At 35.3% G+C, this 19813-nt stretch carries 16 protein-coding genes; 10 read left to right on the forward strand and 6 right to left on the reverse strand.

Translation table 11 applies throughout. From position 1 onward, the window contains the following. Positions 1–5 precede the first annotated feature (5 nt). Complete coding sequence (locus BW983_RS04265; RefSeq protein ID WP_076550846.1) at positions 6–1127, reverse strand: alpha/beta hydrolase-fold protein; 1122 nt, start codon at positions 1125–1127, stop codon at positions 6–8. Between the two features lie 201 nt (positions 1128–1328). Between BW983_RS04265 and glgB the strand changes: the two genes are divergently transcribed. The 7 genes from glgB to apaG all read left to right on the forward strand — a co-directional run bounded on the left by glgB (position 1329) and on the right by apaG (position 12061). Next, positions 1329–3269, forward strand: a complete 1941-nt coding sequence (gene glgB, locus BW983_RS04270; RefSeq protein WP_076550166.1) for a 1,4-alpha-glucan branching protein GlgB — start codon at positions 1329–1331, stop codon at positions 3267–3269. Positions 3270–3271: 2 nt separating this feature from the next. Then, positions 3272–4678 carry a glycogen synthase gene (locus BW983_RS04275; protein ID WP_076550168.1) on the forward strand — a complete coding sequence of 469 codons (1407 nt, stop codon included), beginning with the start codon at positions 3272–3274 and terminating at the stop codon, positions 4676–4678. Positions 4679–4811: 133 nt separating this feature from the next. Continuing rightward, entirely contained in the window at positions 4812–6080 is a 1269-nt protein-coding gene (locus tag BW983_RS04280) for a glucose-1-phosphate adenylyltransferase (protein ID WP_076550169.1), read from the forward strand. A gap of 238 nt (positions 6081–6318) precedes the next feature. Further along, complete coding sequence (locus tag BW983_RS04285) at positions 6319–7359, forward strand: SRPBCC domain-containing protein (protein WP_076550171.1); 1041 nt, start codon at positions 6319–6321, stop codon at positions 7357–7359. A 125-nt stretch (positions 7360–7484) separates the two neighbouring features. Further along, positions 7485–10298: a 2-oxoglutarate dehydrogenase E1 component gene (locus BW983_RS04290; RefSeq protein WP_076550172.1), complete on the forward strand. Its 2814-nt coding sequence runs from the start codon at positions 7485–7487 to the stop codon at positions 10296–10298. A 39-nt stretch (positions 10299–10337) separates the two neighbouring features. Beyond that, positions 10338–11591, forward strand: coding sequence for a 2-oxoglutarate dehydrogenase complex dihydrolipoyllysine-residue succinyltransferase (gene odhB, locus BW983_RS04295; protein WP_076550174.1), 1254 nt, complete (start codon positions 10338–10340; stop codon positions 11589–11591). A gap of 80 nt (positions 11592–11671) precedes the next feature. Next, positions 11672–12061, forward strand: coding sequence for a Co2+/Mg2+ efflux protein ApaG (gene apaG / locus BW983_RS04300; protein WP_065394208.1), 390 nt, complete (start codon positions 11672–11674; stop codon positions 12059–12061). Positions 12062–12063: 2 nt separating this feature from the next. Here the strand turns inward: apaG and BW983_RS04305 are convergent, their stop codons facing one another. From BW983_RS04305 to BW983_RS04320, 4 genes are all read right to left on the reverse strand, one after another. Then, a complete protein-coding gene (locus tag BW983_RS04305) occupies positions 12064–12795 on the reverse strand; it encodes a T9SS type A sorting domain-containing protein (protein WP_076550175.1) in 732 nt (243 codons plus the stop codon). Between the two features lie 16 nt (positions 12796–12811). Next, positions 12812–13369, reverse strand: coding sequence for a 3'-5' exonuclease (locus BW983_RS04310; RefSeq protein ID WP_076550177.1), 558 nt, complete (start codon positions 13367–13369; stop codon positions 12812–12814). Between the two features lie 87 nt (positions 13370–13456). Next, positions 13457–14434, reverse strand: a complete 978-nt coding sequence (locus BW983_RS04315; protein WP_076550179.1) for a glycosyltransferase family 2 protein — start codon at positions 14432–14434, stop codon at positions 13457–13459. A gap of 6 nt (positions 14435–14440) precedes the next feature. Continuing rightward, entirely contained in the window at positions 14441–15325 is an 885-nt protein-coding gene (locus BW983_RS04320) for a lysophospholipid acyltransferase family protein (RefSeq protein WP_076550180.1), read from the reverse strand. An 80-nt stretch (positions 15326–15405) separates the two neighbouring features. Between BW983_RS04320 and BW983_RS04325 the strand changes: the two genes are divergently transcribed. Then, on the forward strand, positions 15406–15936 hold the full coding sequence (locus BW983_RS04325) for a thioredoxin family protein (RefSeq protein WP_076550182.1): 531 nt from the start codon (positions 15406–15408) through the stop codon (positions 15934–15936). Positions 15937–16055: 119 nt separating this feature from the next. Here the strand turns inward: BW983_RS04325 and BW983_RS04330 are convergent, their stop codons facing one another. Further along, positions 16056–17417, reverse strand: a complete 1362-nt coding sequence (locus tag BW983_RS04330; RefSeq protein WP_076550183.1) for an aldehyde dehydrogenase — start codon at positions 17415–17417, stop codon at positions 16056–16058. A 189-nt stretch (positions 17418–17606) separates the two neighbouring features. Here BW983_RS04330 and BW983_RS04335 point away from each other — a divergent pair, with 189 nt between their 5' ends. Together BW983_RS04335 and BW983_RS04340 are read left to right on the forward strand one after the other, a co-directional pair. Then, the gene (locus BW983_RS04335; RefSeq protein ID WP_076550185.1) at positions 17607–19286 is read left to right on the forward strand and encodes a hypothetical protein; all 1680 of its coding nucleotides are present in this window, start codon (positions 17607–17609) and stop codon (positions 19284–19286) included. Positions 19287–19303: 17 nt separating this feature from the next. Next, positions 19304–19813 (forward strand): hypothetical protein, encoded by a 510-nt coding sequence (locus BW983_RS04340; protein ID WP_076550186.1) that lies wholly within the window; start codon positions 19304–19306, stop codon positions 19811–19813.

Below are 19813 nucleotides of genomic sequence, written 5' to 3' on the forward strand. Positions count from 1 at the left end.
AACGTTTAGTTCTTAATGCTTTGTTGTTGTGGTTTTACTTCGACAGGGTTTTCTGTATTGTCATAAAACAGCCATTCAATAGCCCTTGGGAATTCCTGAGACCAGTAGAATTCACTGTGAGTTCCTTCCGGATTGATATTGGTTCTGAATTCAAAATCGAAAAGGTTCTTTTTCTCCCATCTTTTCAGATATTCTTCAAAAATATGAATTCTTTTGACCATTTTCGAGCCTTCCTGTCCGCCACCATATAAATATATTTTTGTCTTAAAAGGTATTCTGAAGTTCATCATTGGAAAATTATTGTTCGGTTCTACCCAAAGAGAAGGTGAGAAAATTAATAATTTCGAATAAACTTCAGGATAGAGAAAACCGCTGTAAATACTGATTAATGCACCTAGAGAGCTGCCGCCGATTCCTGTGTTGTCGCGGTCTTTTTTAGTGCGGTAATTAACATCTACATAAGGTTTTAAAGTATCTGTAATGAAGCGGATGTATTTTTTTCCTTCTGAACCGTTCGCAACATTATCGTTATCAAAAATGTATTCTTTGATTCGGTCTTCGCTTCCATGTTCTATCGCAATAATGATGATGTCACCACGTCCATATTCTGCAAGGATAGAAAGCTTTTTATCAATCTCCCAATTCCCGAAACCACTTCCTTCATTAAATAAGTTTTGTGCATCCTGAAGATACAGAACGGGATAATGCTTGTCTGAAGTATGGTAATCATAAGGAAGTACTGCCCAGATTTTACGGTAACGGTCAAGTTGTGGAATGTAGAATTTTTCGGAAATCACTTCAGCGGTAGGAAAAAACTCTTTCTTAAAAGGTCCCCAGTTGAGTCTCCATTTTTCTACCTTATCTGATGTTTTTTCTATAGATTTATTTGCTTTTCTGTTGGGTGTTATATTTCCATGTTTATCCAGTTCAACGTTTTCCCAGCCGCCTTTTGTGAACTTATACTCAATGTTATCTGGAAGCGTCTGGCTGTTGATTTCTATAAAGTAATTATCAGGGGCTGTCTGCTGAAGCTGGTAATTGTAATCTTTTGGATTCCAGTTGTTGAAATTTCCGGTGATAAATACGGGTCTGTCGTCTTTTTCTTCAGTATAAAGTTCAAATCTCATCATAGGTGTTTAATATAAAATTGTGTGTTAAATTTATAAAAAAGTTTGTTTTGGAATTATAAAAAAGTGAATTTAAAAATGATATATTTGATAGGTAGACGAAAGAAGGAAGCTAACTTGATAATTATTTGATGAATAATTAATCGCTATTGTCAGTATTTTTCGTAGTTTCAAGCAAAATATAAATACAAACTGATCTTGATGAACTCTGTTAAAACCTATACGCTTTTCACCGATCATGATGTATATCTTTTTAAAGAAGGTAGACATTATAAGCTGTATAGTAAATTTGGTGCGCATTCCGTGGAAAAGGATGGCGTAAAAGGAGTTTATTTTTCAGTTTGGGCACCTAACGCGAAAAAAGTTTCTGTTATCGGAAATTTTAACAACTGGAATCATAAAGATCATATTCTATTCCCAAGATGGGATGGCTCAGGAATCTGGGAAGGTTTTATTGATGAGCTTACATGGGGAACATTATATAAATATGCTGTTGAAACGGCAAGAGGTGATATTTTAGAAAAAAGCGATCCCTATGCATTAAGCTGGGAACAGAATATTCAGGCTGCTTCATTAGTTTCTACTACCTGGTATGAATGGGATGATCAGGAGTGGATGGAAAACCGAGGAAAAAAGAATAGTCTTCAGGCTCCGATATCTGTTTATGAACTTCATTTAGGTTCATGGATGAGAGATGAAGATGAGCCTAAACGTTTTCTGAACTACCGGGATATCGCAAAGAAACTGGTACCTTATATCAAAGAAATGGGCTTTACTCATGTAGAACTAATGCCTGTGATGGAATATCCATATGATCCAAGCTGGGGTTACCAGATTACAGGATTTTATGCTGCTACTTCACGTTTCGGATCACCCCAGGATCTGATGTTCCTGATTGATGAACTTCATAAAAATAATATAGGTGTTATTCTGGATTGGGTGCCTTCTCATTTTCCGGGAGATGCAAATGGATTGTATCGTTTTGACGGCTCTCATTTGTATGAACATGAGGATCCGAGGAAAGGCTTTCATCCTGATTGGAAGTCTCATATTTTCAATTATGGAAGAAATGAAGTGAAGTCTTTTTTGATTTCCAATGCAATGTTCTGGCTGGACCGTTACCATGCAGACGGATTGCGTGTAGATGCAGTTACTTCAATGCTGCATTTGAATTATTCAAGAAACGAAGGCGATTGGGAACCTAATATATATGGTGGAAATGTAAACCTTGAAGCCAAAGCTTTTCTACAGGAGTTCAATACTGCTGTTTATAAAGAATTTGGAGACAGTATTATAACAATTGCCGAAGAAAGTTCAGACTTTCCAATGCTCACAAAACCTGTACATGATGGAGGAGTAGGCTTTGGAATGAAATGGATGATGGGCTGGATGCATGATACTCTTGATTATTTTAAAGAAGATTTTGTTAACAGAAAATATCATCATCATAAGCTTACATTCGCTTCCATGTATATGTATAATGAAAATTATATGATGCCCCTATCTCATGATGAAGTAGTACATGGAAAAGCGAGTCTTATCTATAAAATGAAAGGCGATGAATGGCAGAAATTTGCTAATCTTCGTACCTTATATGTTTATATGTATACCCATCCGGGAGCAAAGCTGCTTTTCATGGGCGATGAATTTGGACAAACCAGTGAATGGAATTTTACCCAAAGTTTAGACTGGCACCTGTTAGAATATCCTGTTCATAAAGGATTGCAAGAACTTGTAAAGAAACTCAATCATTTATATACAACAGAGTCTGCTTTTTACGAAAATCAGTTTGAAAAAAGTGGTTTTGAATGGATAGAGGCAGATGATCTTGAAAACTCAGTTTATGTTTATCTTAGGAAAGGAAAAAGAAGAGGTGATATTTTGATGACCGTATTGAATCTTGCTCCAAAAGTACTGGATTATAAAATAAAAATCCCTAGTGGAACGCATTGGGAAGTCATTTTTAACTCCGATGATGAAAAATACAGTGGAAGCGGAGTAGAAGCAGAGATACTGGAAGAAAAGTATGAAGGAGAGCATCAAAAGTTCATGATCATAACAATTCCTCCATTGGCTGGAATTATTTTGAGACAGAAAAAAGATAAAAAGTATAAATTACACAGAATCAAATATAAAAGGTAAAAATGGTTATTTATCACTTAAGTACAGAATGTTATCCGATAGCAAAAGTAGGAGGTCTTGCCGATGTGGTGGGAGCTTTGCCGAAATATCAGAATAAAATAAAAGGGATTAATGCTAAGGTTGTAATGCCTTGGTACAACAAACCTTTTGTTTATGACCATGAATTTGAATTGGTGTTTGATGGTTTCATTCATCAGGGATCCAATATGCTGCAGGTTCAGGTGATGAAAGAAAAATCTGATGTATTGGGATTCGAGCTTTATATGGTGAAAATTCCCGGGCTGTTAGATAGAGACAATCCGTACGGTTATCAGGATGAAAGTTTTCAGTTTCTAGCCTTTCAGCAAGGAATATTACATTGGATGTGTGCAATGGAGATAAAGCCGGATATATTACATTGTCATGATTATCATACAGGATTAGTGGCTTTTATGGTTAAAAATTGTCCTGAATTTCAGTTTTTAAAAGATGTGAAAACGGTTGGGACTATTCATAATGGGGAATATCAGGGAATGATGAGCTGGAATATGGCAAACTATATGCCTGCTTTTGATTCCTATAAATGGGGATTGATGGATTGGAACGGAATGATGAATCCATTGGCAAGTATGATCAAATGTGCCGATGCCTTTACAACAGTTTCAGAAGGTTATCTGGAAGAACTTTTTATAAGTTTTCGTGGATTGGAAAGCCTGGTTCGTCAGGAATTCGGGAAAGCCTATGGAATTATCAACGGAATTGATACTGAAGTCTGGAACCCTGCAACCGATCCCATGCTGGATTTCAATTTTAATTCTGAAAATGCTGTAGCTCAAAAGAAAAAGAACAAGGAAAAACTGTGTAAAGAATATGGTTTAAAGCCTAATCTGCCTTTATTTGCTTTTATCGGAAGGTTTGCTACAGAAAAAGGTGCAGATCTGCTTCCTGATGTTGTATGGAAAAGCATCAAACAAAGCTATGGTGCTTTAAATATCATGATTTTAGGCTCAGGAAATACCTATATAGAAAATAAATTAAAGGAATACGATTATACCTACACCAACTTTGCGGTAGATCTAGGATATAAAGAACACCTTTCCCATAAGATCTATGCATCCGCAGACTTTCTGTTGATGCCGTCAAGAGTAGAGCCTTGTGGTTTGAATCAGATGTATTCCATGAGATACGGAACCATTCCGGTAGTGAGATATACAGGTGGATTGAAAGATACTGTAGAAGATATTTCAACAGGAGGAGCAGGATTAAACTTTACCTATGCAGGAGTAGATGATATCGTTCATGCGATGAACAGAGCTCTCGGAATCTATAATCAGAAGAAAATGATGGAAGATCTTATTCATGCCAATATGAATTTTGATTTTTCATGGGAGAAATCTGCAGAAAAATATATAGCTTTATATAAGAACTAAACAATCAGTGACAATATATAGTCATACCAATTAATCTAAGACTAAAATACAAAAATGATATTTGCTTTTCAGAGTAAATGTAGACACTAAAGACAGAACTGTAAAACTAATAAAATAAAAACGCAAGATATTTATGAACCGAAATGTAATCTCTATTGTACTGGGAGGAGGCAGAGGCACAAGATTATTCCCATTAACGTATACAAGATCAAAACCAGCTGTACCCATCGCAGGGAAATACAGACTTGTGGATATTCCTATTTCAAACTGCCTGAACTCAGGGTTGAATAAAATTCTTGTTCTGACCCAGTTTAACTCAGCTTCCCTGAACTCACATATCAAGAATTCTTATCATTTTGATATCTTTAGTCAGGGATTTGTAGATATTCTTGCCGCTGAACAGAATGTTGAAAATGATAGCTGGTATCAAGGAACAGCAGATGCTGTGCGTCAATCTATGAAGCACCTTGAAAAATATGACTATGATTATATCTTAATTCTTTCCGGAGATCAGCTCTATCAGATGGATTTCAGAGAAATGCTGGATTTTCATATTGAAAACGGGGGTGACTTAACCATTGCTACTATTCCTGTAAATGCTAAAGACGCCACAGGTTTTGGAATCTTAAAATCTGATGACGAAGGAAATATTACCTCTTTCTATGAAAAACCGGGATATGATATGCTGGAGGGCTTACAATCTGAAGTTTCAGACGAAAATAAACATAAAGGAAAAGAATTTCTGGCTTCCATGGGGATTTATATTTTCACAAAGACGATCCTGAAAAAAATGTTTGATGAAGGAGCGGGGGATGATTTCGGAAAAGATATTATTCCAAACTCTATCGGGAAATATAAAACACTAAGCTATCAGTATGAAGGATATTGGACGGATATAGGAACAATAGAATCATTCTACGAAGCCAATCTGGATCTTTGTCTGGATCTTCCGCAGTTCAATCTTTTCTCCTCTTCACCTATATATACAAGAGCAAGAATGCTTCCACCATCCAAGATTAACGGATCTTATGTAAGCAAGGCGGTTTTCGGAGACGGATGTATCATCATGGCTGATAAAATTGAAAATTCAGTGATTGGAAACAGGACAAGGATTGATAAAGGAAGTACCATTGTTAATTCATATGTAATGGGTGCCGATTTCTACCAGAACACTACAGAAATTGTAATGAACGACAGAAAAGGACGTCCAAATATGGGAATCGGGAAATACTGCTATATTGAAAAAGCAATTCTTGACAAAAACTGTTATATCGGTGACAATGTAAAGATCATAGGCGGGAAACATATTCCTGATGGCGATTATGGTACACATTCCGTACAGGATGGAATTGTAGTGGTGAAAAAAGGAGCTATTCTTCCTCCTGGAACCCATATTGGATAATAAATAAAGAAGTGGAAGGCTGGAGGCTGAAAGTTATTATAGACGAAGCGATGAATATGCCTTTTCTTCATTGAAATATTTATTTTAATCATAGAATCGTTAGTAATCGTTTTGATAACAGTAACTTATATATTCCTACATCCCGCTTAAAGCCTTTAAATAGGTTAATTATTGTTAAACATAAAACAAGAGTGAACAGCATATTGTTCACTTTTTTTATTTGTATTACTTTTGTGCGATGCGTATTTTTAAAATATTAACTGTAATTATTGTTCTTTTAGGAGGAGCTTATGCTGCTTCCATGTATTATTTCGTGGATGAAAGCAAGAATTTTACTGTAGAAAAAGAGATTGATTATCCGGTAGATAAAGTCTTTGCACAGTTCAATAATCTTCAGAACTTCACAAGATGGAACAATTTTTTTACCAGTTCGCCTACTATAGATATAGATTATTATACGCCATATGAAGGACAGGGAAGCGCCATTAGTTACGTTGATCCTAAAAATGACACAGACGGAGAAATGTTCATCAGATACGAGAACCTGAACAAAACCTTAAAATACCAGCTTTTTGAAGACGAAAATGAAAATCCGACCTTAGTTGATGTCAAATTCAAGCCAATTTCTGCCGAAAAGACAAAAATTATATGGTATGTACACACTCCTAAACTTTCCGTTTGGAGAAGAGTGGAAAATTTTTGGACAGAAGACCGTTTTGCCGAAAATATCAACAAAAGTATGGTCAATCTTAAAAATTCATTAGGAAATAAGGTTGAAAAAGATAACCAGATGGCTGCTATTAAATATGACAGTTTAATGGTAGAAAATGAAGAAGACAAATTACTGCTTGGAATTAATGTAAGTACTTCCAATAAGAAGGATGCTCTTTACAAAAATATAGTGATGAACTATAATAAAGTCTATAATTTTGTTTCAATGGACCTTGGAAAAAAAGATGATGAATTCGGATATCCAATTCTGATGACCGATGCCGATAATTACAAAGATAAGGAGGTTTCATACTTCCTTGGAATTCCACTTTCCAAGAAAATAGGAGTATCTGATAATAATTTTAATTTTAGGTCCGTAAATCCCTCACAAAACTACGTGATGTACTACAAAGGAAACTACGAAGGACGAATTAAGGCAATTCAGCAGCTGATTCAGAAAGCCAAAAAAGACGAGATGCGCTTCGGAGATATCCGTCAGACCTTTATTGAGCGTCCTATGGAAGGTCAGGACGTGAATCTTAAGCTCTCATTATCAGTGTATAAGTAATTTTTTCAGAATAATTTTTTTCTTAAGTTTTTTTAACGGTTTCAGACTGTTCTAACTCGGTTTTTTTTATTAAATTTGAAGATTAATTCTACAAATAAATTTTAATAAATAGATAAACTGTAATAATGGACAGATTTTCATTCCTAAACGCAGCTCATTCTCAGTTAATTGAGGATTTATACCAACAGTACTTAAAATTCCCAGATTCTTTAGAACCATCATGGAAAGCTTTCTTTCAAGGCTTCGATTTTGCTTTAGAGAACTACGGAGATGACGATAACATTCAATTTATTCAGGCTCCGGCCAACGCTGCTCCGGCAGTACAACAAATTTCTCAGGCGGTAACCAACGGAGAAGTTCCTGAACACATCAAAAAAGAATTTAAGGTAGTAAACCTTATCGAGGCTTACAGAACAAGAGGGCACCTGTTTACAAAAACAAACCCTGTTAGAGAAAGAAGACATTACACACCTACTTTAGACATCGAAAACTTCGGTCTTTCTAAAGAAGATTTAAATACAAAATTCAACTGTGCAGTTGAAACAGGAATGAAAGAACCTGCTACTTTAGCAGATTTGATCAAGCACCTTGAAAATATCTACTGTGATTCTATCGGAGTAGAATATATGCACATCAACAATGTTGAAGAAAAAGATTTTATCAAAAGATGGCTTCAGGTTAATGAAAACCACCCAAGCCTTTCTGCAAATGAAAAAACAGAAATCTTATTAAAATTAAATCAGGCTGTAGCTTTTGAAAACTATCTTCACACAAAATTTGTAGGTCAGAAAAGATTCTCATTAGAAGGTGGAGAAACATTAATCCCGGCTTTAGACCAATTGATCTCAAGATCTTCTCAGTTAGGAGTAGATGAAGTAGTATTGGGTATGGCCCACAGAGGTAGATTGAATGTATTGACAAATATTTTCGGAAAATCTTACAAGCAAATTTTCTCAGAATTTGAAGGTAAAGAATTCGAAGAAGATGTATTCTCAGGTGACGTTAAATATCACTTAGGATCATCTAAAAAAATAAAAACAGCTTCTGGAGAAGAAGTTTGTATTAATTTGACTCCAAACCCGTCTCACCTTGAAACGGTTGCTGCTCTTGTAGAAGGTATTTGCCGTGCAAAAGTAGATGATAAATATAAAGATTATTCTAAAATTCTACCAATTATCATCCATGGTGACGGGGCAATTGCAGGACAAGGTATTGCTTACGAAGTTGCTCAGATGATGACATTGGAAGGATATAGAACAGGAGGTACGGTTCATATCGTTGTAAATAACCAGGTGTCGTTTACAACAAACTATATGGACGCAAGATCTTCAACATACTGTACAGACATCGCAAAAGTTACAGAATCTCCTGTAATGCACGTAAACGCAGATGATGCTGAAGCTGTAGTTCACGCTATTCACTTTGCTGCTGATTTCAGAGCTAAATTTGGTAAAGATGTTTATATCGATCTTTTAGGATATAGAAAATATGGACACAATGAAGGTGATGAGCCAAGATTTACTCAGCCTAACTTGTATAAAACGATTTCTAAACACCCGAATCCAAGAGAAATTTATAAAGAGAAGTTACTGAAAGACAGCATTACTTCAAATGATGTAATTGCTAAAATGGAAACAGAATTTAAAGCTCTTCTAGATAAAGACTTTGATGCTTCCAAAGAAATTGAGAAAAACGTAATGGATGTGTTCATGGCTGAAGATTGGGTAAACTATCCAATCGGAAAAAGAGGAGCAGTTCAATTACCTGTGGATACAAAATATGACTTAGTTAAGTTGAAAGAATTGGCGCTGAAAATGTCAACACTTCCGGCTGATAAAAAGTTCATCAATAAAATTACAAGACTTTTCGATAACCGTGTTAAAGCTATTGAAGGAAACTCATTAGACTGGGCATTAGGAGAGTGGTTAGCGTATGCTACACTACTTGTGGAAGGTCACAACGTAAGAATCTCAGGGGAAGATGTAGAAAGAGGTACATTCTCTCACAGACATGCTGTAGTAAAAACAGAAGATACAGAAGAAGAATATATCCCGTTAAGACACGTTTCAGAAAGCAGATTTGATGTGTTCAACTCTCACCTTTCAGAATATGGTGTTTTAGGCTTCGACTATGGATATGCAATGGCTTCTCCAAATACATTGACAATCTGGGAAGCTCAGTTTGGTGACTTCGTGAACGGTGCTCAGATTATCGTTGACCAATATTTAGCTGCTGCAGAAGAAAAATGGAAAATCCAGGATGGATTGGTAATGTTATTGCCTCACGGTTCAGAAGGTCAGGGTGCAGAACACTCTTCAGCAAGATTAGAGAGATTCTTAACACTTTGTGCTAATGAAAATATGGTAGTAGCAAATATTACTTCTCCTGCCAACTACTTCCACTTACTAAGAAGACAATTGAAGTGGGCGTTCAGAAAGCCATTGATCGTTATGAGTCCTAAATCTCTATTGAGACACCCTAAAGTAGTTTCTCCACTTGAAGATTTTGCAACAGGTTCATTCCAGCCAATCTTAGACGATCCAACAGCAGATCCTAAAAAAGTAGAAAAAGTAGTTCTTTGTTCAGGTAAACTGTACTTCGAATTATTAGCGAAGAAAGAAGAATTAAACTGTGAAAATATTGCATTAGTAAGATTCGAGCAGTTATATCCACTTCAAACAGATGCTATTGAAGCGATCTTCAACAAATACGAAAACAGAAAACAATTAGTGTGGGCTCAGGAAGAACCTGAAAACATGGGTGCTTGGTCTTATATTCTAAGAAATTTCAGAGACACAGGAATCCAGGTGGTTTCTCCAGTACCAAGCGGTGCTCCAGCTCCAGGTAGCCACAAAATGTTTGAGAAAAACCAAAATGCAGTGATCAACAGAGTTTTCGATAGAGACGATGCTCCTGTAAAAAGACCTGTTACAGCTTAATTTAAATAATATTCAATTAAAAAATAAAAAATACTCGATATGTCAGTTTTAGAAATGAAAGTTCCTTCACCGGGCGAATCAATCACAGAAGTTGAAATTGCAACTTGGCTTGTAAAAGATGGGGATTATGTAGAAAAAGATCAACCTATCGCTGAAGTAGACTCAGACAAAGCAACTCTTGAATTGCCAGCAGAACAAAGTGGTATTATCACTTTAAAAGCAGAAGAAGGTGATGTGGTACAAGTAGGTCAGGTAGTTTGTTTAATTGATATGGATGCTGCAAAACCAGAAGGTGCTGCACCAGCTGCTGAAGCTCCAAAACAAGAAGAAGCTCCGAAAGCTGCTGAACCAGCTAAACAAGAAGCTCCAAAACCAGCTGCACCAGTTGCCGCACCTCAAACTTACGCTACAGGAGCTCCATCTCCGGCTGCTAAGAAAATCCTTGACGAAAAAGGAATGGATGCTGCACAGGTTTCAGGAACAGGAAGAGACGGAAGAATCACTAAAACTGATGCTGAATTAGCAGCAGTTCCTGCATTAGGAGGAAGCCCTCTTACTGCTACAGGTTCTAGATCTACAACTACGACTAAACTTTCAGTTTTAAGAAGAAAAATCGCTCAGAGATTAGTTTCTGTGAAGAACGAAACAGCTATGTTAACTACTTTCAACGAAGTTGACATGTCTGAAATCTTCAGATTAAGAAAGCAATATAAAGAAGAATTTGCTCAGAAACACGGAGTAGGACTTGGTTTCATGTCTTTCTTTACAAAAGCAGTTACAAGAGCATTACAAATGTATCCAGATGTAAATGCATCTATCGACGGAGACTTCAAAGTAAATTATGATTTCTGCGATATTTCAATTGCTGTTTCAGGTCCTAAAGGATTGATGGTTCCTGTATTGAGAAATGCAGAAAACATGTCTTTCAGCTCTGTTGAAGCAAACATCAAAGATCTTGCTATAAAAGTAAGAGACGGTAAAATTACTGTTGATGAAATGACTGGTGGTACTTTCACAATTACAAACGGTGGTACTTTCGGATCTATGATGTCTACACCTATCATCAACCCTCCACAATCTGCAATTCTTGGTATGCACAACATTATCCAGAGACCAGTGGCTGTTGACGGACAAGTAGTAATCAGACCAATGATGTATGTTGCAATGTCTTATGACCACAGAATTATCGACGGAAAAGAGTCTGTAGGATTCCTTGTAGCGGTAAAAGAAGCAATCGACAATCCTGTTGAAATATTAATGGGTGGAGACGAAAGAAAAGGTCTTGGATTATAGTTTTAATGAAATTATAATATAAATATATAATCTCGCCTTAAAAAAGGCGAGATTTTTGTATCTATTAAGAAAATACTATAATGATGTTTTCAAAAATGACTTCCAATATCAAAGTTTCAGTAATACCTGAATATGATAGTAAGAATAGTTATCCATCCGAAAACCGTTATGTCTTCAAGTACAATATAACCATAGAAAATGACGGAAGCTTTCCTATAAAAGTACTGAAAAGAAAATGGCTCATCTTTGATGTAGGATTTGGATACACAGAAATTATTGGAGATGGAATTATCGGTTTGACTCCTGAAATAGGGACAGGCGAAAATTTTGCTTATTTCTCCAATGTAATGCTTCGTTCCGGAGTAGGAAATATGAGCGGGAAATACCTCGTTAAAAACCTGGAAACACAGGAAACTTTTGAGATTGATATCCCAAAATTTAATTTATTATCTGAAGTTTTGAGTAATTAAAATTATTCTTTAATAAATTGATGTCTGCTAATACCACTTTGAGATTTTACTTCCATAAAGTAGCCCCCTTTCAGCAGGTTAGAGACATTAATTTCAGCATCAGAAGATAGGTTTTGAAGTACTAGTTTTCCCTCCATATTGTACACTTTTATCCATTCAATACGATCTGTCTTTTTCAGATGAACAGAACCTTCTTTTACAGGATTAGGGTAAATTGTTCCAGCTTTGTTAGATAGTTGTGTTTTAGATTCTTTTGTGCCCAAAGTTCCGGATTGATAAAAAGCCTGATGTCCCAAACTATTGGTTATAATAAGATTTCTCATTCCTCCATTATCCAAAATTTGATAGCTGTAACTATTGGAACCTATACTGAAATAATCATTGTATTGCGTGTGAAAAGCTATATTTTCTGGCATTGTACAATTGGTTGTTCCGGTTCCATGAGACCAGAAATTAAAGCTATTAGCTGTTATTTCATTGTTATAGATTAACGCCCATATACCAGTCCCGCAGATTGGGTTGCTCATGCTGGTTGTTGAACCTGGAGGTGGTGGAGTATTAGGAGTTGCTGAAAAAGTTAAAATTGGGCTACCCATTTCGCTGTTCTGAGGGAGAGAATAAGTAGTATTATTTATTACGATTTTCTTTAAGTTCCAGTCTGCACCGTGAAGTGCTGTCTGTGCATGCACAATAATACCGGCGATTGCGGTAATAGATAATAAGAGTTTTTTCATGGTTTTTGTTTTAAAGTTACAGTTTTTTTATATTATTTTTTAATGCTGAATCATTTATTTCTTCATTTCTTGTAATGAACAGCTTTTCAAAAGCAAGTAAAGAAATTTTTGCACAAACCTCTGCATCAGCTCCAGCCCTGTGATGGGTAAAGTCAATATTATGATATTCAGCCAATGGTTTCAAACCATATTTGGGTAAATAATTCCATGATTTCTTGGCAAGCTGAATACTACACAGATAATTAATATTGGGGGTAAACATTCCATAATGCTGAAGACATCCTCTTAGAACAGAAGCGTCAAAACCTGCGTTATGAGCTATCATTAAACTTCCATACATCATATTCTGAGCCTCATACCAAATTTCATCAAATGTAGGAGCGTCTTTTACATCTTCCGGATGAATGCCGTGAACAGCAACGTTAAATCTACTGAAATAAGGAAAGCTTGGAGGCTTGATCAGCCAGGTTTTAGTTTCCACAATTTTAGAATCCTGCACTATACAGATTCCCATCTCACATGCTGAGTTTTTTTCGTGAGTGGCTGTTTCAAAGTCTATTGCGCAGAAGTCCATTTGTTTTAAAATTTGAAGTTTGATATTATTGAAAATGTAAAACTTGCAATGTAATAATATATAAATAATCCGACGATTAGTAATACCCTACTTACCACCTAAAAAATGTCTAAAAATTAACCATTTTGATTGATAAAATTGCTCTTTCTGATGGTTTTGTCTAAGTTTCCAGGTTCCTGGAAGTTGTCCATAGAAACCAAAATGAGCTCTTACAACTGCCCAAAGGTGAGGAAAACCCTGTTTTAATCCAAAATAAATTCCAGCTACACCATCCAGACATAATCTGAAAAAAATAAGCCCTATTAATTTGGGAAAAGGGAGATTCTTAAGCATCATCGACAAATTATTTCGGATATTCAAGTAGGTCTTCTGTGCACTTTGTTTATTCAACGTTCCGCCACCTACATGATATACCTTAGATTTACCTGTATAAAAAATCTTTTTACCTGTATTGATCAATCTCCAGCAAAGGTCAATTTCTTCCTGATGGGCGAAAAATCTTGCATCAAAACCTTTCTGTTCCCAAAAATCTTTTGAACGGATAAAAAAGCAGCATCCGGAAGCCCAGAAAATTTCTGTTTCATCATCATACTGTCCTTTATCTTCTTCCAGATCATCAAATACACGTCCACGGCAGTAAGGGTATCCTAAATTGTCTATTAAACCACCTGCTGCACCCGCAAATTCAAAAGAGTTTCTATTGGTATAAGATAAAATTTTAGGTTGAATAGCAGAAATGGAATCGCTTTTTTCAAATAACTCCAATACAGGATCAATCCAGTTTTCGGTAACTTCTACATCAGAATTAAGAAGGCAGTAATATTCATTCTTGATCTCTTTTAATCCTTCATTATAACCTCCGGCAAAACCATAATTTTCATTGTTTTTAATAACTTTTACAGTAGGGAAGTGAGTATTCAGGAATTCTCTGGAATCATCCGTAGAAAGATTGTCAATGACATAAATATCTGCATTTTGAGAAAATTGAACTACACCGGGAAGGAATTTTTCAAGCCAATTTCTTCCGTTCCAGTTTAAGATGGCAACTGCCAGTTTTTTCTGCATGTAAATCTATTTTTTTTCAGAATCAAAATTTTTGATGGAATCCTGATACTTCCATTTTCTGTGTGACCAAAGATAGTTGTCAGGGTGCTTGTGTAAAGTGTTTTCCAACATTTTATGGAATTTTCTTACCACTTCATGTTCTACAAACTTTTCATTGTCCGGATAGATTCTGTAGTAATTAACCTGATAATACCCGCGCTTTACTTTTTTCATTTCACAATAAATAAAAGCGAGATCCATTCTTGTGGCTAATTTGTCATAACCTATAAAAACAGGAGTTCTTTGGTTCAAAAATTCCAATCCGTAATTAACATGTGAAAAATGAGGAGTTTGATCAGCCACAAACATGTAGATAGAATCTCCATCATTTTTGCTTCTGAAAATATTAAGGATTACTTCGTTTGCTTCCAGAGCTTCATTTCCAAATTTGTTTCGGACTTTTTTCATCTGATTTTCCCAAAAATCACTGTTTACTTTCCTATACACAGGGTGACAGTGTTTTTGAGGAACAATTCTTGCCAAAGCATTAATCCATTCCCAGTTAAAAACATGTCCGGCAAGAAGAATAATATTTTTACCCTCCTTTTGCACTTCATGAAATACATCCTGATTGATGTGCTGCATTCTTACTCTGGACTCTGTTTCAGAAATACTGAATGACTTTATTGTTTCTACGAGATAATCGGAGAAATTACGATAGAATTTTTTTCGGATTTTTCTGATCTCATCTTCAGATTTATCAGGGAAGGAGTTTTTAAGATTTTGGGTAATAACCTCTTTTCTATAGCCTACCAGATAATAGTTTAGGAAGAAAATAACATCCGAGAATATGTACAATATTCTAAGCGGAAGTTTGGAGACGAAAAATAATATTTTAATTAAGAAGCTCATAAAACACGCAAATTTAGTGATAATAAAATTATGGTTCTATTTTTGCTGAGGGATAAGTATTATTTTTTTACTTTTATGTTATGAAAAAATTGACATTAATTGCTTTTTTGGGATTAAGCTCTCTTGCTTTTTCACAGGAAGTGAAGAATTTACCGGCTCAACAAACAGAGCTGGATGCTAAGAAAAAAGCTGCGGAAGAGAAAGCTAAGCTTCCTAAACCTTATAATCCAAAGGCTGATGCACAGGCTGATATTAAAAAATTAGTTGCAAAAGCTAAAAAAGAAGGGAAACAAATTCTTATTCAGGCTGGTGGAAACTGGTGTATCTGGTGTCTCCGTTTTAATAATTTTGTACAGGAAACTCCTGAACTGAAAGAAATTGTAGATAAAAAATATTTGTATTATCATTTAAATTATTCTCCGGACAATAAGAATGAGAAAACTTTTGCTCAGTATATCAATATTAAGGAACAGCAATTCTATCCATTCTTTATCGTTTTAGATGAGAACGGGAAAAAAATCCATGTTCAACAAAGTGAGGTTTTGGAAGAAGGAAAAGGATACAGCAAAGAAAAGGTTAAAAAATTCCTTGAGGAAGGAAAGCTTCTTTAAAAAGGTTTTTTTTATATCTGAATATTTATATAAAAGGTTGTTTCTATGGAAACAACCTTTTTCAATTGATAATTTTCTCCTTTTAAGTTAAATTTGTGTAATTTCTGTTTAAAAAAGAATCATAGTAATTTTTTTATCCAGCTTAATTTTTTTTCAGAATAAGGTGGATATTTTATATTCGGTTCACCCCAGGTTGTTTTTTCAAGAACAGATTTCTGATGTGAAAAAGCTTCAAAGCCAAATTTTCCATGGTAATTTCCAATTCCGGAAGTTCCTACACCACCAAAAGGCAGATGATCATTGCTTAAATGCATCACAGTATCATTAATGCATCCACCACCAAAAGAAATTTTTTGGGTAAAATGTTCTTTTTCTTCAGTATTATTGGTAAAAAGATAGGCGGCAAGAGGTTTTTCCAATTCGAGAATAGCTTTTAAAGCGCTGTTATAATTTTTAAAACTGGTAACAGGAAGAAGAGGACCAAAGATTTCTTCCTGCATAATCTCATCTTTCCAGTCAACATTATTGAGAATGGTAGGTTCTATAAACCGGTTTTCTTCATCGAAGTTTCCTCCAAAGTATATTTTTTTCTGATCAATAAGCTTCGTTAAGCGTTGAAAATTTCTTTGATTAATGATTTGGGTATATTGATCTGAATCCGGACTGTATTGAAATTCTTTAATATATTTTCTCAACATTTCCAGGAATTGCTCCTGTACAGATTCTTCAACCAATAAATAATCCGGAGCTACACAAGTTTGTCCGGCATTTAAAAATTTTCCCCAGACAATTCTTTTTGCTGCTATTTCAAGATTGGCATGTTGTGTTACAATCGCTGGTGATTTTCCGCCTAATTCAAGGACTACGGGTGCTAGATGTTCTGCGGCAGCTTTATAAATGATCTTTCCTACTTTGGTACTTCCTGTGAAAAATATTTTATCAAATTTTAGTCTTAAAAGTTCTGTAGTTTCGTCAATTCCGCCTTCGTATACGTACAGATATTCTGATGGAAAGTTTTCATTGATGATTTGAGACATCGCTTTCATTGTATTTTCAGCAATTTCACTGGGTTTCAAAATACAACAGTTCCCGGCAGCAATTGCAGCAATCATAGGAGACAGGGATAATTGATAAGGATAATTCCATGCACCTATCACTAAAGTACAGCCCAATGGATCGGAATAAATTTTGCTGCTTCCCAGTTGATTTACCATGTTGGTACTTACTTTTTTAGGCTTTGCAAGAGCTTTTAAATTTTTCAGATAGTAATCAATATCTTTCAGAATAAAGGAAATCTCTGTAGTATAAGTATCAAATTTCGATTTTCTAAAATCTTTATAGATAGCTTCATATAACAGGGTTTCATTAGATATAATAAGACTTTTAAGCTTTTCGAGATACATTTTTCTGAATGATAAGCTTTTTGTTTGCTGTGTTGCAAAAAAAACTCGTTGTTTCAGTAAAATACTTTCAATTTCCATTAGTGATTTTTTTATTAAACGTTCAGATTTTCAGGATCGTATTGCAGGAAAATTTTTTAATAATAATAAAGTATTAAATTAAATAAAAATTATATAATGTCCTATTTTTATTAATTGAATAGTAAATTTTATAAAAATCATTGTTTGGTGATAAAAAATATTATAGTTTTATATATTTAAATTTTGAGAATGAGAAAATTATTCTGTTTATTTCCCTTATTATTTTGTTATCTCACTTACGCACAATGTACAAGCTGCGGTGTTCAAAATCCTACGGATCCTAATTTTCATTTTCCTGATAATACGACGGTTTGTTTCAGCTCTGATATGACATTCAGTAATCCGACTTTTGGTACAAACTCTAAGATTTGTATTGCACCTGGTGTCACATTGCAATTTCAGAATAACATAAGCGGAGTTACCAATGCTCCTGTGAGTTTTGAAGTTCATGGAACACTTAATTTTAATCAGACAATAACAAGTGTTGCTGATCTTGATGTACATGTTTATGATACAGGGACTATAACTGTAGGAGGTGGGAATGGAAATCTTACGATTAACGGACAGGTTAATAAAATTATAAATGAAGGTATTATTGAGCTTGGTGTTTTACAGCTAGGAGATAATACTACAAATACAATTGATAATTATGGAAATCTGAATATTAACGGAAACCTGAATATGAGTAGCTCTGCAACTACTTTGTTCCGAAATGAAGGAGGCGGACTGATATTACTTAGTGGAAATTACGGCAATAGTGAGCAAAGTGTATATGTAAATTGTGGTACCATTATCTCTCAGAACGGTTTTAATATTAATGGTGGTAAAATTATTAATACAGGATTTTTTACATTAGGAGGAGATATTAATTTATCAGGAAACAGTAGCGAAATTTACAATTTTGGGCTTTTTACTTCGAATGGAAATATAAATAATGCACCTGCTGATGCTATTATTTATAATGAAGGAGAAATGTCTATAAACCAATTTCAGGGAGGGAATGCTGCTATTCAAGGTCCTTCTTTATCCTCAAAAAAAGGATATGTTGTTTTGCAAAATCCTATTCAGGTGGGAAATGTTACGTTAGGACCTAATCTTGATTTTAGGAGGGCAACAGGCATATCTGATCCAAGTACAGTTTTCATGAACAGTAATCCGAGTTTTCTTGCAAATGTTACTTATGATTGTGCATCTACAAGTAGTTGTAGCGCACCTCTGATCATTAATCCGGGATTCTGTCCTGCAATTAACGGAGATTTGCCCCCAATGGCTGTAGATGATATGTACACTATCGCTGCAGGAGAGACTTCTGTAGGAATCGTTCTGGATAACGACTTTGAAACATATGGTGGAGCACAGGCAACCCTATCCAATGTTATTTTATCTCAGATATCAACTTCAAATCCTAATATTTCACTAAATACCACTGATGGGCATATTCTTGTCGCTTCTGGTACGCCTCCGGGAACCTATACTTTGGTTTATCAGATTTGCCAGACAGCTTCTCCGTCAAATTGTGATACAGCAACAGTCACCGTTACTATTCAGGGGAATGTGCCTTGTTATAAACCTGCGGTGACAACGGGAACAGTTCTTTCTTCAGATTTTGGAATTACCTCATTAAACAGAGCTGATAGAGGTGGAATTAACTGGCCAGGGGCAAGAAAAGGGGCTTGGGTTGTATTGGAATCAAAAAATAAAGGTTTTGTTCTTAATCGGCTTACAGATGCTCAAGTATTAACTATTCCACAGACAGAGCTCAAAGAGGGAATGGTTGTCTATAATACTACACAAAATTGTCTACAGATCAATATTGACGGAACTGTTACAGGCTGGAAATGTTTTAATACCCAAACCTGTCCGGACTAACAGAAAACAAAATAATTATGAAAAAGATAACATTAATTATTACAGTTATAGTTTACGGAAGCTTTAATGCTCAGGTTGCTTTAGGAAAAACTATATTAGAATCGGCTTCTTCATCTGTTGAATTCGGCAATGAAAACCGAGGGCTTGTTCTTCCCTGGGCAACAAGTACTTCAGCACTTCAGAATGTAGTGAATGGTACCCTAGTATTTGATACCTCAGATATGAAGGTAAAAGTTTACCAGAATAATATTTGGAAAGATCTTTCAGTAGATGCCACAGGAACTGCTGACACTAGTCTACAGGATAGTTTAACTGACCATCCTGATGCAAAAGTTTCTGTAGGAACACCGTCATCTGTTTCCGGAATTCTAGTGCTGGAAGATGTCAATAAAGCTATGATTTTACCAAAAGTAGCTTCTCCTCACCTCAATATTATCTCGCCTGCAGCCGGTATGATGGTATATGATACTCAAAAAAAGCAATTGGCAGTTTTCAATGGAACAGTCTGGTCTTTTTGGGGAGAGTAA

The organism is Chryseobacterium ureilyticum, assembly GCF_900156735.1.
GTDB lineage: Bacteria > Bacteroidota > Bacteroidia > Flavobacteriales > Weeksellaceae > Chryseobacterium > Chryseobacterium ureilyticum.

What these genes read in the sequence shown, in the direction of transcription:
- BW983_RS04265 (WP_076550846.1), bottom strand. Translation starts at nt 1,127, where the DNA reads ATGAGATTTGAACTTTATACTGAAGAAAAAGACGACAGACCCGTATTT.
- glgB (WP_076550166.1), top strand. Translation starts at nt 1,329, where the DNA reads ATGAACTCTGTTAAAACCTATACGCTTTTCACCGATCATGATGTATAT.
- BW983_RS04275 (WP_076550168.1), top strand. Translation starts at nt 3,272, where the DNA reads ATGGTTATTTATCACTTAAGTACAGAATGTTATCCGATAGCAAAAGTA.
- BW983_RS04280 (WP_076550169.1), top strand. Translation starts at nt 4,812, where the DNA reads ATGAACCGAAATGTAATCTCTATTGTACTGGGAGGAGGCAGAGGCACA.
- BW983_RS04285 (WP_076550171.1), top strand. Translation starts at nt 6,319, where the DNA reads ATGCGTATTTTTAAAATATTAACTGTAATTATTGTTCTTTTAGGAGGA.
- BW983_RS04290 (WP_076550172.1), top strand. Translation starts at nt 7,485, where the DNA reads ATGGACAGATTTTCATTCCTAAACGCAGCTCATTCTCAGTTAATTGAG.
- odhB (WP_076550174.1), top strand. Translation starts at nt 10,338, where the DNA reads ATGTCAGTTTTAGAAATGAAAGTTCCTTCACCGGGCGAATCAATCACA.
- apaG (WP_065394208.1), top strand. Translation starts at nt 11,672, where the DNA reads ATGATGTTTTCAAAAATGACTTCCAATATCAAAGTTTCAGTAATACCT.
- BW983_RS04305 (WP_076550175.1), bottom strand. Translation starts at nt 12,795, where the DNA reads ATGAAAAAACTCTTATTATCTATTACCGCAATCGCCGGTATTATTGTG.
- BW983_RS04310 (WP_076550177.1), bottom strand. Translation starts at nt 13,369, where the DNA reads ATGGACTTCTGCGCAATAGACTTTGAAACAGCCACTCACGAAAAAAAC.
- BW983_RS04315 (WP_076550179.1), bottom strand. Translation starts at nt 14,434, where the DNA reads ATGCAGAAAAAACTGGCAGTTGCCATCTTAAACTGGAACGGAAGAAAT.
- BW983_RS04320 (WP_076550180.1), bottom strand. Translation starts at nt 15,325, where the DNA reads ATGAGCTTCTTAATTAAAATATTATTTTTCGTCTCCAAACTTCCGCTT.
- BW983_RS04325 (WP_076550182.1), top strand. Translation starts at nt 15,406, where the DNA reads ATGAAAAAATTGACATTAATTGCTTTTTTGGGATTAAGCTCTCTTGCT.
- BW983_RS04330 (WP_076550183.1), bottom strand. Translation starts at nt 17,417, where the DNA reads ATGGAAATTGAAAGTATTTTACTGAAACAACGAGTTTTTTTTGCAACA.
- BW983_RS04335 (WP_076550185.1), top strand. Translation starts at nt 17,607, where the DNA reads ATGAGAAAATTATTCTGTTTATTTCCCTTATTATTTTGTTATCTCACT.
- BW983_RS04340 (WP_076550186.1), top strand. Translation starts at nt 19,304, where the DNA reads ATGAAAAAGATAACATTAATTATTACAGTTATAGTTTACGGAAGCTTT.